Source organism: Cupriavidus sp. SK-4, from assembly GCF_000611125.1.
Taxonomy (GTDB): domain Bacteria; phylum Pseudomonadota; class Gammaproteobacteria; order Burkholderiales; family Burkholderiaceae; genus Cupriavidus; species Cupriavidus necator.
The window spans coordinates 30,026-45,614 of the sequence record NZ_JFJW01000117.1 but is presented as its reverse complement, the minus strand read 5'-3'; the positions used below and the strand labels follow the sequence as shown (position 1 = coordinate 45,614).

Sequence of the window (15,589 nt, the reverse complement as noted above, 5' to 3'; positions counted from 1 at the left end):
GGAGTGGCATCGCATGACGAACCGGCAAGACCTGCCGCTGGCAGGCATACGCGTGGCGGAGTTCGGGCAGTTCATCGCGGCGCCGGGCGCGGCCATGATGCTGGCCGACCTGGGCGCCGACGTGGTCAAGGTGGAGGCCTTGCGCGGCGACAGCGCGCGGCGCTTTGACGGCACCAGCCCGCAGAGCCCGATGTACCTGGCCTACAACCGCGGCAAGCGCGGCATCGCGCTGGACCTGCGCACGCCCGGAGGGCTGGACGCCGCACGGCGGCTGGCGCTGGCCAGCGACGTGGTGCTGCACAACACCCGCGCCGGCGTGATGGAAGCGCTGGGGTTGGACGCCGCCACGCTGCGCGCGGCGCGTCCCGACCTGATCCACGCCTCCATCAGCGGCTTCGGCACACGCGGCCCGTCGCGCACGCGCCCCGGGCTGGATATTGCCGCGCAGGCCGAGAGCGGCATGATGTCCGTCACCGGCGAGGCCGGCGGGCAGCCGCTGAAGGCCGGCTTCGCGCTGATCGACGCGGCCACCGCGCTGGCGACCGGCAACGCCATCCTGGCGGCGCTGTTCCGGCGCGAGCGCACCGGCGCCGGCGAGACTATCGAGACCTCGCTGCTGTCGGTCGGCGTACAGATGCAGGCCCAGCTGTGGGCCGAGTACCAGTGCTCCGGCGCGCTGCCGGTGCGCAGCGGCAACAGCCAGCCCAAGGCCGCGCCGGCCGCGGATGTGATCGCAGTCGCGGACGGGCATATCGTGCTGTCGGCCTATCTCGACGAGCACTGGACGCGCCTGTGCGAGGCCATCGGCCAGCCGGCGCTGGCGCACGATGCGCGCTTTGCCTGCAACGCGCTGCGCGTGCAGAACCGCCCGGCGCTGCTGGCCGTCCTGCACGACGCCATGCGCCACCTGAGCGGCGACGCCGCCCGTGCGCTGCTGGAGCGCCACCAGGTGGTGGTGGGCGTGGTGCGTGACTACCACCAGGTCAACGCGAGTGCCGACGTGCGCGCCAGTGGCGTGCTGCAAGCCGTTGACGACGGCGAGGGCGGCCAGCTGGAGCTGCCGGGCCTGCCCTTCACCATGGCCAGCATGCCGGCAGGGGCGATGCCCGCGGTGCCGCGCCTCGGCCAGCATACGACCGAGGTGCTGGCCGAGCTCGGCTTCAGCGCCGCAGAGATTCACACCATGGCCCGCGCCGGCGCGATCGGCGTGGAACAAGCCCAGCAGGAGCCCGCATGAACACCCTCCAATCCCCCGTACTGCTGCAGCGCCATGCCGGCTGGGCCGAGGTGGTGCTGAACCGCCCGGCCCGCCGCAATGCCGTTGACATGTCGCTGGCACGCGCGCTGGGCGACGCCATCGAAACCCTGGCCGCCGACGACAGCGTGCGCGCCGTGCTGCTGCGCGGTGCCGACGGCGCCTTCTGTTCCGGCCTGGACCTGCAGGCACTGCAGGCGGAGCCCGGCGGGCTGGCCGCGTTTGCGCCGGTCTGGGAGCGCGTCCACCTGGGCCTGCTGCAAAGCCGCAAGGCATGGATCGTGGCGCTGGAGCGCCATGCCATCAACGGCGGCGCGGCGCTGGCGCTGGCCGGCGACCTGCTGGTGTGCGGCGCAGGGGCCTTCCTGCAGATCGGCGAGATCCGCCTGGGCATGGCCGCGCCGCGCAATGCCGACTGGCTGGCGCTGCGCCATTCCGAGGCCGTGGCCGCGCGCCTGTGCCTGCTTGGCGACCGCGTGCCCGCGCCGGAGCTGCTGCGCCTGGGCGTTGCCACCGAACTGGTCGAAGACGCCGAGGTGCTGGACCGCGCGCGCGGCCTGGCCGCCACCATCGGCGGCTTTCCGGCCGAAGGCGTGGCCGCGATCAAGGGCGGCATGCGCGCCGCGACGATGCGCATGGCATCTGCTGCGCGCGACAAGAATTCCTGAGGACCGATATTTCCATGACAGATTCCATCACCACCGACGACGACGCGTCGCTGCAGGATTTCCGCCGCGAGGTGCGCGAGTTCGTCGCCCGGTCGCTGCCCCATGCCGTGCGCGAGAAGGTCCGCCTCGGACTGGAAGTCAGCAAGCAAGAGCTGGTCGACTGGCAGCACCGGCTGGCCGAGCGCGGCTGGCTGGCGCCGCACTGGCCGCCTGAATGGCAGGGCTGCAACTGGAGCGCCGAGCGCCGCGCCGTATTCCAGGAAGAACTGGTGCTGGCGCACGCGCCCGAGAGCGGCGGCATCACCTTCGAGATGATCGGCCCGATCCTGATCCGCTACGGCACGCCGGCGCAGCAGCAGTACTTCCTGCCGCGCATCCTGAGCCAGGAGCACTGGTGGTGCCAGGGCTATTCCGAACCGAACTCCGGCTCGGACCTGGCTTCGCTGAAGACGCGTGCGGTGCGCAAGACGCGGCCCGACGGCACCGAGGTCTACGTGGTCAGCGGCAGCAAGATCTGGACGTCCTACGCGCAGTACGCGGACTGGATCTTCTGCCTGGTGCGCACCGATACCGAGGCGCGCGCGCAGCAGGGCATCAGCTTCCTGCTGATCGACATGCGCAGCCCCGGCGTCAGCGTGCGGCCGCTGGTGGGCATCCATGGCTGGCACCTGTTCAACCAGGTGTTCCTCGACGAGGTGGAAGTGCCGGTGGAGAACCTGGTCGGCGAAGAGAACGCCGGCTGGACCATCGCCAAGTCCCTGCTCGAGCATGAGCGGCTGAACCTGGCGCGCGTGGCGGAGAACCGCCGCCGCCTGGCCAAGGTGCGCGCCATCGGCGAAGAACTGGAGGAGGGCGGCCAGCCGCTGTCGCAGCGCCCGTGGTTTGCACGCCGGCTGCGCGCGCTGGAGGTGCGGCTCGAAGCGCTGGCTGCAACCGTGCTGCGTTTTCGCAAGCGGGCGCGCGCCGGCGAAACGCTGGGGCCGGAGACCGGCATGCTCAAGCTGCTGGGCAGCCGGCTGATCCAGGACATCGAGAACCTGGCGGTCGATGCGCTGGGTCCGGACACGCTGGCCTATGACCGCGCCGCGCACTTCGAGCCCGCCGTGCCGCAATCGGGCCAGTCCGCGTACGCCGCGGCGGCATCGGCGCGCCGCTTCGTCACCCGCGGCTACACCATCGCCGGCGGCTCCAGCGAGATCCAGCACGAGCTGCTGGCCAAGCAGGTGCTGGGCCTGTAGTGGCCCCAATCGTGCCCGCAACCCAGGACAAGGAACTGAACACATGAGCGATTCAACGGACGATCGCCGCATGCTGCAGGAAAGCGTGCGGCGCTATGTCGAGCGCGGCTACGGCTTCGAGCAGCGCCGCGCGGCGCTGGCCGAGCCCGACGGCTTCTCGCGCAAGCACTGGCAGGCGTTTGCCGAAATGGGCTGGCTGGCAGTGGGACTGCCCGAAGCCTGCGGCGGCCTGGGCGACAGCGCCGACCAGGCCCTGCTGGCCGAGGAACTGGGCCGCGCCCAGCCCGCCGAGCCCTGGCTGGCCAATGCCGCGCTGTGCGCGCCGCTGCTGGCCGCCTGCGGCGATCCCGCCCACGCCGCGATCGCGGCGGCGATGGCCGAGGGTGGCGCCATGCTGGCGCTGGCCGCATGGGAAACGCAGGGACGCTATGACGCCTTCGATATCAGCACCACCGCGCAACAGCATGAGCCGGGGCAATGGACGCTGGACGGCCGCAAGACCCTGGTGCTGGGCGGCGGCAGCGCCGCGGTGCTGCTGGTGCTGGCGCGTACCGGCGGCCAGCGCCGCGACCGCAGCGGCCTGACGCTGTTCGCGGTGCCGGCCGACACGCGCGGCATCAGCGTCGATGCGCTGCCGACCTACGACGGCCGCCAGACCGCCAGCGTGACGCTGCGCCGCGCGACCGTGCCGGACAGCGCGCGCATCGGCCCGGTGGACGGCGCCTGGCCGCTGGTGGAAGCCGCCATCGACCAGGCCACGGTGATGGCCTGCGCCGAAGCCGTGGGCACCATGTCGCGCGCGTTCGACCTGACCCGCGACTACCTGGTGACGCGCGAGCAGTTCGGCCGTCCGCTGACGGCCAACCAGGTGATCCGGCACCGGCTGGTGGATCTCTATGTCAGCGTCGAGCAGGCGCGGGCCATCACCGAGCTGGCGGCCAACGCCCTGCATGGCGATGCGGTGGCGCGCATGCGCGCGGTATCCCATGCCAAGGCCTTTGTCTCGGACGCCGGGCGCGCGCTCGGCGAAGACGTGGTGCAGCTGCACGGTGCGGTGGGCATGACCGACGAGATGGAAATCGGCCACTGCTACAAGCGCCTGGCCGCCCACGCCAACCTGTTCGGCGATGCCGACTGGCACTACGAACGGCTGGCTGCACTTGATCACGCGGCGCAGGCGCAAGCCTGAGCCGGTTCAGCCAGGGCGCCCGGGCCGCTGCCCGGTGCGCCCACCCATGACAGGCCGGCAACGCACCGGCATGCGCGGCCAATGCGCCGCAACGGAGACAGCAATATGAGCAGCCAGCACACTGGCGCCCGCAGGGCCTGTGCCACGCGCACAGCGGCCCTGGCGGCGGCGCTGGCCCTGGCGGGCGCCGCCAGCGCGCACGCCGAGGCCCCATACCCCAGCAAGCCCATCCGCATGGTGCTGCCCTCGGGCGCAGGCACCGTCACCGACCAGACTGCACGGCTGGTGGCCGAGCGCCTGACCGCCGCGCTCAAGCAGCCGGTGGTGGTCGACAACCGCCCCGGCGCCAACGGCATCATCGCCAACGAGACCGTGGCACGCGCCGCGCCTGACGGCTACACGCTGCTGTTCACCTACGCCGCGACCATGACGGTGAACCCGTGGACCACGCCGTCGCTGCCCTATGACCCGATCAAGGACTTCACTCCCATCGCACGCCCCAGCCAGCCCGGCGGCAACCTGCTGGCGGTCAGCGCCAATGTGCCGGTGCACAACCTGCAGGAGCTGATTGCCTACGCCAGGGCCAGCAAGGCGGAACTGGCGTACTGCTCATGGGGCGTGGGCTCGGGCGGCCACCTGGCCATGGAATACCTGAAGGCCAAGACCGGCATCCACCTGCGCCATATTCCCTACAAGACCGCCACCCAGTGCAGCAACGACCTGGCCGCGGGCCACGTCACCATCGGCATCACCGACGCCATCTCGTCGGTCCCGCACCTGAAGTCCGGGCGCATCCGGGGCATTGCGGTCTCCGGTCCGGAGCGCCTGCTGACGGCGCCCGACGTGCCGACCATGTCGCAGCAGGGCGTGCCCTTCCAGCAAGCCAGCTGGGTCGCGATCTTCGGCCCCAGGGGCCTGCCCGCGCCGATCGTCAACCGGCTGAACGCCGAGGTGAACCGCATCCTGCAGACACCGGGCGACCGCGAGAAATTCACCGCCATGAACCTGCAGCCGGCCGCGCCGTCGAGCCCGGCGGACTTGGGCAAGCTGGTCAGCGCCGACCTGGCCGCGTGGGGCGAGGTGGTGAAGGTGGCGGGGCTGCAGGCGAAGTAAGGCTGGATCACAACAACAAGAACGGGAGACAGGCAGCGTGAAGGCAAGACAGTGGATGGTGATGGGCGCGGCGCTGGCCGCGGGCAATGCCGTGGCCGGCACGATGCAGTTGTTCGGCGTGGTCGATGCATCGATCGAATACGCCAGGGGCTCGGAAAGCGTGGTGCGCATGCGCGAAGGCCAGCAGGCCGCGTCGCGCTGGGGCATCCGTGGCATCGAGGACCTGGGCGGCGGGCTCAAGGCCAACTTCCTGGTCGAGTCGGGCTTCAATATCGACAACGGCACGGAGTTTTTTGGCAACAATCGGCTGTTCGGGCGGCAGGCATATATCGGCATGTCAGGCAACTGGGGCGAGTTCCGGCTGGGGCGGCAATACACGCCGTCGTTCTATGCGCTGCTGCGGCTGGATCCGTTCCTGCTCAATGGCGCGGTGTCGCCGTTCAACCTGCTGAGCGCGACCGCATCGCAGGGCACCGGGCACGTGGCCTACGGCGCCCGTTTCGACAATGCGGTGCAGTATTTCTCGCCCAAGTGGGGCGGCTTCTCCTTTGGCGCGGCCGTGGCCCCGGGCGAGGTGCCGGGGTCGGCGCGCTCAGGGCTGAACTTCGGCATGAATGCGACGTACGAGGCCGGCAACGTCTACGCGTTCTACTCCTACCAGGGGATGTATTCGGGCGCCAACCTGCCGGTGGAACCGACGCTGACTTCCAACCATTTCGTCGGCGGCTCCTATCGCTTCAAGCCGGTGGAGATCGGCCTGCTATACAGCGCCGCCAGCAGCGACCGGCCCGAGACCCGCTCGGCACGCCACTACGGCGTGACCTTCAGTTGGAACGTGACGCAGCGCGACACCTTCAAGGCCGCCACACTCAAGCGCCAGATCCTGGGCGGCGGCCAGCGGCCGCTGGCGGTGACGCTGGGGTGGGACCATGACCTGAGCAAGCGCACCACCGCCTATGTGCGGGCGGTGCTGGTGCATAACAGCCCCGGCGGCAGCGTGAGCAACAACAGCATCGTGATTGATCCGGATAGCGGGGATGATGCGAAGTCGGTGAGCGTGGGGTTGCGGCATCGGTTCTGAAAGCGCCAAGCCGCTCACGCTACTGAGAGATCGGGATCAGGCTGGCACCTCTCGCAGACGCTCCCCTCTCCCGCAAGCGGGAGAGGGGAGCGAACCCGCAGCGTGCCGACGGCATCGCCAAAGCCGGCCTTACTTGAAGCCAGCCTTACTTCAACTGCTGCGCAAACTCATCCAGCTGCGTAATGCAGATTCCCCAGCCTTCATAGAACCCCAGCTCCTCATGCTGCTTGCGCGTGGCCTCGTCCGGATGCATCACGCGCGCAATGTAGCGGGTGCCGTCACCCTCGTCAGCCATGGTGATGACCGCGGTCATCGACAGCCACGGCTTGTTGGGCCGATACCCGGCCACCAGGGCCGAGGTGGAGACGATCTTCTCCATCGGTACGATTTCAAGGAAGCATCCCGGGTTGTCGCTGACGCCGCCGTCCGGGCCTTTCATGAGCGTATGGAAGGCACCGCCGGGGCGCATGTCGAAGGCCAGGACCTCGGTGGTCCAGGGTTTGGGGCACCACCACTCCTTGAGCAGCTTGGGATCGCTCCATGCACGCCAGACCTTGGCACGCGGGGCCTTGAGCAGGCGCGAGATGACCAGGTCCTGGCTTTCAGGGCTGGCGGCGTTTTCATTCGGCATCTGACTGTTCCTCCTGATGAAGGGCTTCGACAAAGGCGGCCAGGCGGTCGGTACGGGCCTCCCACGTGGCGCGCTGGTCGGCCAGCCATTGCTGCGCGTCTGACAGCGGTTGCGGTACCAGTTCGCAAGTGCGCACGCGCCCCGTCTTGCGCGAGCGGATCAGGCCGCTGCGCTCCAGCACCTGCAGGTGCTTCATGAACGAGGGCAGTGCCATCGTGAACGGTGCTGCCAGCACCGAGACCGTTTCCGGCCCGCGGCCGAGCACGCTGACGATGGCGCGGCGGGTCGGGTCCGCCAGCGCGTAGAACACGTCGGAAAGCGGGGAAATATCGACAGCCTGGGACACGTCAGCAAACTCGGCACAATGGTTAGCCACATGGCTAAGTATAGGGAGGCAACCGGAAACTGCAAGCGCAAAATGCAAGGCGCCCCGGCATCAGCCGGGGCGCCTTGTGATCGGGGAAGCGGGGCGGAGGCTATTGCTGCCGCACGTACGCCGCCAGCGCCTTGACCTCATCCGCCTTCAAGCCGGCAAACGGCGGCATCGGCACCGATCCCCATTTGCCGCTGCTGCCGCCGCGGATGCTGGCTTCCAGCTTGGCCTGTGCCTGCGCATCGCCCTTATAGCGGGTGGCGACTTCATGATAAGCCGGGCCGACCACCTTCTGCGTCACGCTGTGGCAGCTCAGGCAGGCGTTCTTCGCCAGCAGGCCCTGCACGTCCACCGCGGCGGCAGGCGCTGAGGCGGCCGCGGGTGCGGCTGGCGCGGGCTTGCCCGCCTTCTGCGCGATGGCCACGATCTCCGGATCCTTGATCTTGGCGGAGCCGTAGGCCACCGCGAGGTAGGCGCCGAGCTGCTCGACCTCGCCATCGTCGATCGGCGCACCATAGGCCTGCTGCATTTTCTTCATCTCGGCGGTCCACTGCGTCAGGCTCAGGCCGGGCGGCTGGTAGGAGACGTAGTCGGCCGAATGGCAGATCGCGCATTTCTGCATGGCGATGCCGTAGCCGGGCAGCTTGGCGGGTTTGAGCTTGACGTTCTCCGCCGGCAGCTTGATGTCCTGGGGGGCCGCGGACGCGCTGCCCGCGCCCAGCAGGGCGAGCGCGAGCAGCACTGGGGTGATGGATCGATGCATGGTGCGCTCCTCAGGCAATGGTGACCGGCGTGGATTCAATGACGTTGCGGCGATAGCCGGCCGGGTTCCAGTTGGCCTTGGCGGGCTGCACCTCGCCCTGGACGCTGGTGGCACGGACCATCAGCACCGCCGGGCCCTTGCGCGCGAACTTCACCGGCAGTTGCCAGGCGCGGAACGAGAAGCGGCCCAGGTCCTGCCCCAGCTTGGCGGCCTGCCAGCTCTGCCCGCCGTCCACCGAGACTTCGACGCCGCGGATGCCGGAGCCGCCATCGAAGGCAATGCCTTTCAGCTCCACCGTGCGCCTCGCTGGCAGCACGCCGCCGGCGCCCACGCTGGTGATGAAGCTGCGCACCGCCAGCGTCGAGATCGGTCGCGTCTTGCTGGCGGGGGTGCCCGGCGCCACGCATTGGCAGTCGTTATCCGGTACGCGATAGCCCTTGGTCATGAAGAACGCATCATGGCCTTCGAACGGGTGGTCCAGCACCTCGATCGCGGACAGGTGCTTGATCCAGTAGGTGCCGAAGTAGCCCGGCACCACCAGCTTGATGGGATAGCCGTTGAGCAGCGGCAGGTCTTCGCCGTTCATGCCCCAGGCCAGCATCGGCTCGCCGTTCATCGCATGGGCGATATCGAGCGACTTGCGGAAGTCCGGCGTGCTCGGCAACACCGGCGTATCCATCCCGTTGAACGTGACCACCTTGGCGCCGGCCTTGACGCCCGCGTGTTCCAGCACCTTGCGCAGCGGCACGCCGGTCCAGCGTGCATTGCCCATCGCGCCGTTGGCCAGTTGCGCGCCGAACACGCGCGGCTCGGAGAAACCGCGGCTGTTGCCTGAACACTGGTTCACGGCGACGATGTCCACCGGATCGGCCAGCCGCTTCAGTTCATCGAGCGACAGCTTCAGCGGCTTGTTGACGTGGCCGCCAACGGTCAGGCGGAAGGTGGCGAGATCCACCGACAGCGGAATGTTAGCCAGGTGGTAGCGCACGAAGAAGGCGTCGTTGGCGGTGATCGGCCCCTCGTTGAACGCGGAGAAGGGGGTCTCAAGGTGTGGCGGCCGGGTGCTGACGCGCACCAGCGGGCGCTTGCCCGGATAGCGCACCAGCGGGCGGGGGCCGTCGGCCAGCGTGACGCCGTCGCTGATGCGCGCGGCCTGGGCGGCCAGTGCGCCGAGCGGCGAGGCGCCGAGGGCGAGCAGGCCCGCGCTCTGGACGATGCGGCGCCGGGCCGGCNCGGGCCGGCAGCGGCTGGGCGGGGTCGGCAGATTCCGCCGGACTGTTCTTGTCTCGCATGGGGCGTCTCCTTCAGGGGCGTGTTGTGTCGCGCAAGGCGCTATGGCGGGTACTTTGAGGCCGCGGCATCAACTTGTGAAACGTGTTTTGCTGCTAGTACTTATCGATTTGATCGATATAGGGGAAGACCACGGGCGCTCCGCCGAGAAACCGCTTGCATCGCGAATTCCGTTTCCCTACATTTACAAAAACGTTTTTGTTAGCGGAAATCGATAATATCTGAGGCGAATTGCGCACAGACGCAGCAAGTGGCTTCCGGGCCACCGGCACAACGCCCACACAGCAAACGAGGAGCAAAGCATGTCCCACCCCGCCCCCGCGCCGGTGGATGAACGGTTGCCATGGCGGCGCCTGTTTGTCTTCGGGCTTCAACACGTACTGGTCATGGCCGCGTCGCCGATCGCGTCCGTCTTCCTGATGAGCAAGGCGCTGAACTTCCCGCCCGCGCTGGCGGTGCAGCTGCTGAGCGCCACCTTTGTGATCTGCGGCCTCGGCACGCTGTTGCAGTCGCTGGGCAAGCGGGGCATCGGTGCCCAGCTGCCGTTCGTGATGCTGCCCGGCGGCGCCCCGATCGTGCTGTTTATCCTGATCGCGCAGCAGACCGACGTGCAGACCGCCGCCGGCGCGGTGATCCTGACCGGCGTCTTCTACTTCTGCGTGCTGCCGGTGTTCCGGCGCTGCCTGCGCTATTTCCCGCCGGTGGTGGTGGGCACGATGCTGCTGCTGGTGGCGATCAACCTGGCGCAGGTATCCGGCAAACTGGTTGCCGGCCACCCGGCCGCGGGCAGCACGGTGGATCCGCTCAACCTGCTGCTGGCGTTCGCCACCATTGCCTGCACCGTGGCGGCATCGCGCCTGTTGTCGGGCATGCTGGCGCAGCTGGCGATCCTGCTCGGGCTGCTGGGCGGTGCGCTGGTGGCCGGGCTGGCCGGCGCATTCCAGTTTGGCCATGTGTCGATGTCGCCGGTGTTCGCGTTGCCCACGCCGTTCCCGTTCGGGTGGCCGCATTTCGATGTGGTGGCGGCGATTCCGCTGATGGTGTTCGCCGTGATCTCGATGGTGGAGGCCACCGGCCAGACGCTGGCGATCAGCGATGCCGTGGGCCGGCCGGTTGACCAGCAGCGCGACGTGCCGCGCACCATCCGCGCCGATGCGCTGACTTCGCTGCTGGGCGGGATGTTCGGCACCTCGCTGATCATCACCAGCGGCGAGAACATCGGCATCGTGCGTGCCACCGGCGTGCGCTCGCGCTTTGTCACGGCGATGTCGGGTGCGATCCTGGTGGTGTTCGGGCTGCTGGTGCCGGTGTCGTCGCTGATCAGCGCGATCCCCGAGGCCGTGGTCGGCGGTACCGGGCTGGTGGTGTTCTGCATCGTCGGCACCATGGGCATCGACATGCTGCGCAAGGTGGACCTGCGCGACCACGCCAACATGTACGTGGTGGCCGTGGCGCTGGCCGTGGGCCTGCTGCCGATCCTGGTGCCCGGCATCTATGGCGGCCTGCCGGCCAACGTGCGCATCCTGGTGGGCAATGGCGTGGCCATGGGTGCCATTACCGCGGCGCTGCTCAATTTCCTGTTTTTCCATACGGGCCTGCGGGCCGCGGCAGCGGGCTCCGTCGCCCGCGACGATGCCGCCGCCACGCATTGACCCGGCTTCCTGAATTGCAATGACTGATCGTTCTGACTCGACGCCGGCCTGGCCCGGCGATACCAACCCGGCCCTGGTGCCGGACAGTTTCAAACAGCCGCGCATCCTGCTGCCGGAATGGACCCTGCTGCGCCAGGGCGCGGTACGCGGGCACGCGGTGGTGGTGGAGGGTGGCCGCTTCACGGCAGTGGGCACGGCCGCGGAAGTCGCTGCGCGCTTCCCCGAGCTGGAGACCCTGCCGCTGCCGCGCATGCTACTGATGCCCGGCATGATCGACACGCATCACCACCTGACGCAGTCGTTCGGCAAGTCGCTGGTGTTCGGCGAGCCGTCGGAGATCTTCCGGCGCGTATGGGTGCCGCTGGAAGGCAGCCTGAAGGCGGAGCACCTGTACCTGTCGTCCAAGCTGGCGGCGCTGGAAGCGCTGCGCGGCGGCTTCACCACCGTGGTCGATGCCGGCACGCGCAGCGACGCCGGGCTGGACGCGGTTGCGCGCGCGGTCACCGATGCCGGCGTGCGCTGCGTGCTGGGCCTGATCTGCAACGACAAGCCCGGCGCCGAAACGCTCGACGCCGCGCCGATCCTGCGCCGCGCCGCCGCCCACCTGGACAAGTACGCCGGCGATCCGCTGGTGGCCCCGTCGCTGGCGATCTCGATTCCCGAGGTGGCCTCTGACGCGATGCTGCACCACGTCTACCAGTTGTGCGCCGAGTCCGGCCGCATCTTCCAGACGCATGCCAACGAGCACCTGGTGGCGGTGGAGCGTTCGCTCAACGCTTGCGGGCGCCGTCCGATCGAACATGTCGCGGCGGTCGGCGCACTGGGTCCGGCGGCGCTGCTGGCGCATGCCACGCTGGTGACGCCGCATGAGGTCCGCTTGCTGGCCGACACCGGCAGCGCGGTGGCCTACAACCCCGTGGCCAGTGCCTGGAAGGGCAACGCCGTGGCGCCGGCTGAAACCATGGCTACCTTCGGCGTGCGCCTGGGCCTGGGCACCGATGGCACCCGTAGCGACGGCTTCCGCCTGCTGGACTATGCCGAGGCCGCCCAGCGCTTCGCCTTCGGCATCGGCGTGGGCGATTCCTCCTGCGGCGCGGGCTGGCGCTGGGTCGACATGGCCACGCACGACGCGGCCGATGTGGCGGGTCTCGGTGCGCTCACCGGCGAGATCGCCGCGGGCAAGCGCGCCGACTTCCTGCTGGTCGACCTGGACGTGCCGGAGCTGACGCCGTCCTGGGACCTGACCTGGGAACTGGTGCGCCTGGCCAACCGCGACCAGATCCGCGCGGTCTTTGTCGATGGCAGCCTGCGGCTATGGCAGGGCTGGCCCACGGACTGGGATGCACGCGCGCTGATGCGGGCGATCCACGCCATGGCCGAGGACACCGTCGCCAATGCCCCGATCCGCAAGCTGCACGACGCCGCGGACGTGCACCGCGCGCGCCAGGCTGGCACGGAGGCATCCTGACCATGGACATGACGTTGTTCAGCGTCGGCGTGGCGGTCTTTACCGGCGCGCTGGTCCAGGGTGCGACCGGCATGGGCTTCGCGCTGATCGTGGTGCCGGTGCTGGCGCTGGCCGCGCCGGCGATGCTGCCGGGCGCGCTGCTGCTGGCAATGCTGCCGCTCAACGCCTACGTGGCCTGGCGCGAGCGCCATGCCATCGACCTGCGCGGTGCAGGGTGGATCAGCGCCGGGCGGCTGGCCGGCACTTTCGGCGGGCTGTGGGTGCTGGTGGCGATGCCGATGGCATGGCTCAACGCGCTGGTCGGCGGCAGCACCATTGCCGCAGCGGTGGTGTCATTGCTGGCGCCGGCCTTTACGCCAGGGCGGCTGACCTTTGCCTCGACCGGCCTGATCACCGGCGTGACCGAGACCGCAACCGGTGTCGGCGGCCCGCCGCTGGCGCTGGCCTACCAGCACGCGCCGGTCGCGACGCTGCGCGCCACCGTGGCGCTGTGCTTCCTGGTCGGCGAGGTGATTTCGCTGGTGGTGCTGGCGTTGAGCGACCGGCTCGGCATGGAGCAGGTGCTCTATGCCATCGGGCTGCTGCCGGTGCTGATCGTCGGCATGGTGGCCAGCCACCTGGTGCACAAGTGCATCAACCAGCGCATGCTGCGCATCGGCGTGCTGGTGTTTGCGCTGGTTTCCGGTGCGGTGGTGCTGCTGCGCGGTTAGGCGTTTGGCGTGGACGACGCCCGCACCACCAGCTCAGGCGCGGGCCCGGTGATCACGTCGCGGCTGCGGTCGCCGGAAAGATGTGCGAACAGCAGCTCCACCGCCAGCGATGCCACGCGCTCCAGGTGCAGGTTGACCGCGGTGATCGGCGGCTGCGCGCTGCGGGCGCGGATGCCGTCATAGCGCGTCACCACCAGCACATCGTCGGGCACGCGCTTGCCCAGCCCTTGGAGGTGGGCCATGGCGCCCACCGCAAACGCATCCACCGGCGCGCACAGCGCATCGAGTGCCGGCATCTGCGCCAGCAATTGCGCGCAGGCCTCGGCGCCCGCGGCTTCGCCGTGTTCCTCGGCTGCCTTGACGATATGGCAGGGCAAGCCCATTGCCTGCGTGAACTCGCGGTAAGCGCGTTCGGTTTCCACATACGACTGGCGCGGCGCCGCGCCGATCATCAGGCCGATATGCCGGCGCCCGTGCCCGTGCAGATGCGCCAGCAGCAGCCGGGCGGTGTCGGCCGATTGCAGGTCGACGCAAGGCACCGGCGTGTCGGTCAGCGGCTCGCGCCCGATCGACACGATGCTGACGCCGCGCTCGCGCAGGCGCGCGATATGCGGGTCGCCCGCGATCGGCTCGATCACGATCGCGCCGTCAATGTCCAGCGTATCGAGCAGGCCCCCGGCGCCTTCCAGCGGCGGCACCAGCACCACGCCCAGGCCGCGCCCCATTGCTGCCTCTGCAGCAATCGCCGCCACCTCCATCATGAAGCCGAGCCGCGACGTGCCGCCCGCCACCGCGAACGGCATCGATGACAACAGCGCGATGCAGTTGGCCCGGCCCGACTGCAGCCGCTGCGCACGCACGCTGGGCCGGTAGCCCAGCTCGGCGGCAACGCGCTTGACGCGCGCACGCGTGGCCGGATCCAGCACGCCGCGGTCGTTCAGCGCGTGCGACACCGTGGTCAGCGATACGCCGGCGGCGCGGGCGACGTCATGGATGGTGATGCGGCGAGGGCGGTCTGGCGTGGATTCGGTCATGCGGGACACGGGCGATGGTTCAGGGCGGAGCATACAACAGCGCGCGGCAAGGGGCAGGTTCAGCGGCGCGCGTTGGCAGCGCCAGCTTCGGACGACAGCGCTTTCCAGTGTTCCCGCGTGAACCGATAGAGCACCTCCAGCGCCGGCGACAGCGAGCGCGCCGCCATGCGTGCAATGCCATAGCGGCCGCAGCGGCGCGGATCGGGCGGCATCGGCACTTCGGCCATCAGTCCGGCGGCGCGCTCCTGCCGCGTGATCGAGAGCACGCCGAACAGCAGCGTATCGCTGGCCAGCGTCACGCTGCGCAGCATGTCGAGGTTGTCGCAATGCAGGGTGAAGAGCTTGTCCGGCGCAGCGCCCGGTCCCCATAGCTCAGCCAGTTGCCGGCTGATGACGGTGCTGAGCGTGGTGGTTGCCACCGGGTAGGCGCGGATGGTTTCGATATCGATGCGGCGCTTGCGCAGGATCGGATGCCCGGCGCGGCATACCAGGCCTGCGGGTAGCTCACCCAATGGCTCCATGTCGATGTCGTCGGCCGCGCGCAGCACATAGGCATCGCCGACGATGGCGTCGATGGTCTCGTTGCGCAGTGCCTCCAGCAGGGCGCTGGTGGCGCCGGTCTCGGTGCGCACCTTGATGCGCGGGTGGGCCTGCGCCATGTGGATCAGGAACGGCGTCAGCAGCAGCGCCGCCGGCGCGGGCGCCACCCCGATCGTCAGCGAGCCTTCTTCGCCGCCGCGCAGCAGGTCCAGGTCGCGCCGCAACTGGCGTTCTTCCAGCCGCATGCGGCGCGCACGGTCGGCCACCAGTTCGCCGAACACCGTCAGGCGCGCGCGCCGCGCGCCGCGGTCAAACAGTGGCGCCTTGAGCTCGTCTTCCAGCGCGCGGATGCTGCGGCTCAGCGCCGGCTGGGTCAGGTGTATGGCACGGGCCGCTTCGGAGAACGTGCCGTGCTCGACCACGGCGAGCAGGTGCAGAAGTTTCTGTGTGTCCATGCGGAAAACCATGCGCGTTGGTTATGGGATCGGTTCAACATTTGCATTTGAATCATACCTCCGCGCTCCCTATGATGACCGGAACACAAGAGCGGGCCGGTGACAGCACACACGGCGCCCGCCATCCAC

At 69.2% G+C, this 15,589-nt stretch carries 14 protein-coding genes and 1 pseudogene; 9 read left to right on the top strand and 6 right to left on the bottom strand.

Translation table 11 applies throughout. The annotated features are described in order from the left end of the window. Positions 1–13: 13 nt before the first annotated feature. The 6 genes from CF68_RS24995 to CF68_RS24970 all read left to right on the top strand — a co-directional run bounded on the left by CF68_RS24995 (position 14) and on the right by CF68_RS24970 (position 6,544). Positions 14–1,237, top strand: coding sequence for a CaiB/BaiF CoA-transferase family protein (locus CF68_RS24995; protein ID WP_035824065.1), 1,224 nt, complete (start codon positions 14–16; stop codon positions 1,235–1,237). After that, positions 1,234–1,923 (top strand): enoyl-CoA hydratase/isomerase family protein, encoded by a 690-nt coding sequence (locus CF68_RS24990; RefSeq protein ID WP_035824063.1) that lies wholly within the window; start codon positions 1,234–1,236, stop codon positions 1,921–1,923. The genes CF68_RS24995 and CF68_RS24990 overlap by 4 nt, the downstream gene beginning before the upstream one ends. Positions 1,924–1,937: 14 nt before the next feature. After that, positions 1,938–3,161: an acyl-CoA dehydrogenase family protein gene (locus CF68_RS24985; RefSeq protein ID WP_035824061.1), complete on the top strand. Its 1,224-nt coding sequence runs from the start codon at positions 1,938–1,940 to the stop codon at positions 3,159–3,161. A gap of 43 nt (positions 3,162–3,204) precedes the next feature. Then, positions 3,205–4,350, top strand: coding sequence for an acyl-CoA dehydrogenase family protein (locus CF68_RS24980; protein ID WP_035824060.1), 1,146 nt, complete (start codon positions 3,205–3,207; stop codon positions 4,348–4,350). A 105-nt stretch (positions 4,351–4,455) separates the two neighbouring features. Beyond that, positions 4,456–5,463: a tripartite tricarboxylate transporter substrate binding protein gene (locus CF68_RS24975; RefSeq protein WP_051591672.1), complete on the top strand. Its 1,008-nt coding sequence runs from the start codon at positions 4,456–4,458 to the stop codon at positions 5,461–5,463. A 55-nt stretch (positions 5,464–5,518) separates the two neighbouring features. Further along, positions 5,519–6,544, top strand: coding sequence for a porin (locus tag CF68_RS24970; protein WP_035824058.1), 1,026 nt, complete (start codon positions 5,519–5,521; stop codon positions 6,542–6,544). Between the two features lie 145 nt (positions 6,545–6,689). Here CF68_RS24970 and CF68_RS24965 read toward each other — a convergent pair whose 3' ends face one another. The 4 genes and pseudogenes from CF68_RS24965 to CF68_RS24950 form a co-directional block, all read right to left on the bottom strand. Continuing rightward, positions 6,690–7,175, bottom strand: coding sequence for an SRPBCC family protein (locus tag CF68_RS24965; RefSeq protein ID WP_010813386.1), 486 nt, complete (start codon positions 7,173–7,175; stop codon positions 6,690–6,692). Next, positions 7,165–7,521, bottom strand: a complete 357-nt coding sequence (locus CF68_RS24960) for a helix-turn-helix transcriptional regulator (protein WP_035824056.1) — start codon at positions 7,519–7,521, stop codon at positions 7,165–7,167. The genes CF68_RS24965 and CF68_RS24960 overlap by 11 nt, the downstream gene beginning before the upstream one ends. Positions 7,522–7,651: 130 nt before the next feature. Then, entirely contained in the window at positions 7,652–8,311 is a 660-nt protein-coding gene (locus tag CF68_RS24955; protein ID WP_035824054.1) for a c-type cytochrome, read from the bottom strand. A gap of 10 nt (positions 8,312–8,321) precedes the next feature. Further along, positions 8,322–9,603: pseudogene (locus CF68_RS24950) on the bottom strand (molybdopterin-dependent oxidoreductase). Positions 9,604–9,903: 300 nt separating this feature from the next. Here CF68_RS24950 and CF68_RS24945 point away from each other — a divergent pair. From CF68_RS24945 to CF68_RS24935, 3 genes are read left to right on the top strand one after another with little or no spacing between them, the layout of a single operon-like run. After that, entirely contained in the window at positions 9,904–11,253 is a 1,350-nt protein-coding gene (locus CF68_RS24945; protein WP_035824052.1) for a uracil-xanthine permease family protein, read from the top strand. 19 nt (positions 11,254–11,272) lie between these two features. Next, positions 11,273–12,721 (top strand): amidohydrolase family protein, encoded by a 1,449-nt coding sequence (locus CF68_RS24940; RefSeq protein ID WP_035824049.1) that lies wholly within the window; start codon positions 11,273–11,275, stop codon positions 12,719–12,721. 2 nt (positions 12,722–12,723) lie between these two features. Further along, the gene (locus CF68_RS24935; protein ID WP_035824047.1) at positions 12,724–13,431 is read left to right on the top strand and encodes a sulfite exporter TauE/SafE family protein; all 708 of its coding nucleotides are present in this window, start codon (positions 12,724–12,726) and stop codon (positions 13,429–13,431) included. Here the strand turns inward: CF68_RS24935 and CF68_RS24930 are convergent. Beyond that, on the bottom strand, positions 13,428–14,465 hold the full coding sequence (locus tag CF68_RS24930) for a LacI family DNA-binding transcriptional regulator (protein WP_035824045.1): 1,038 nt from the start codon (positions 14,463–14,465) through the stop codon (positions 13,428–13,430). The two genes, CF68_RS24935 and CF68_RS24930, sit on opposite strands and share 4 nt — an antisense overlap. A 59-nt stretch (positions 14,466–14,524) precedes the next feature. Further along, complete coding sequence (locus CF68_RS24925) at positions 14,525–15,460, bottom strand: LysR family transcriptional regulator (RefSeq protein ID WP_035824098.1); 936 nt, start codon at positions 15,458–15,460, stop codon at positions 14,525–14,527. Positions 15,461–15,589 lie beyond the last annotated feature (129 nt).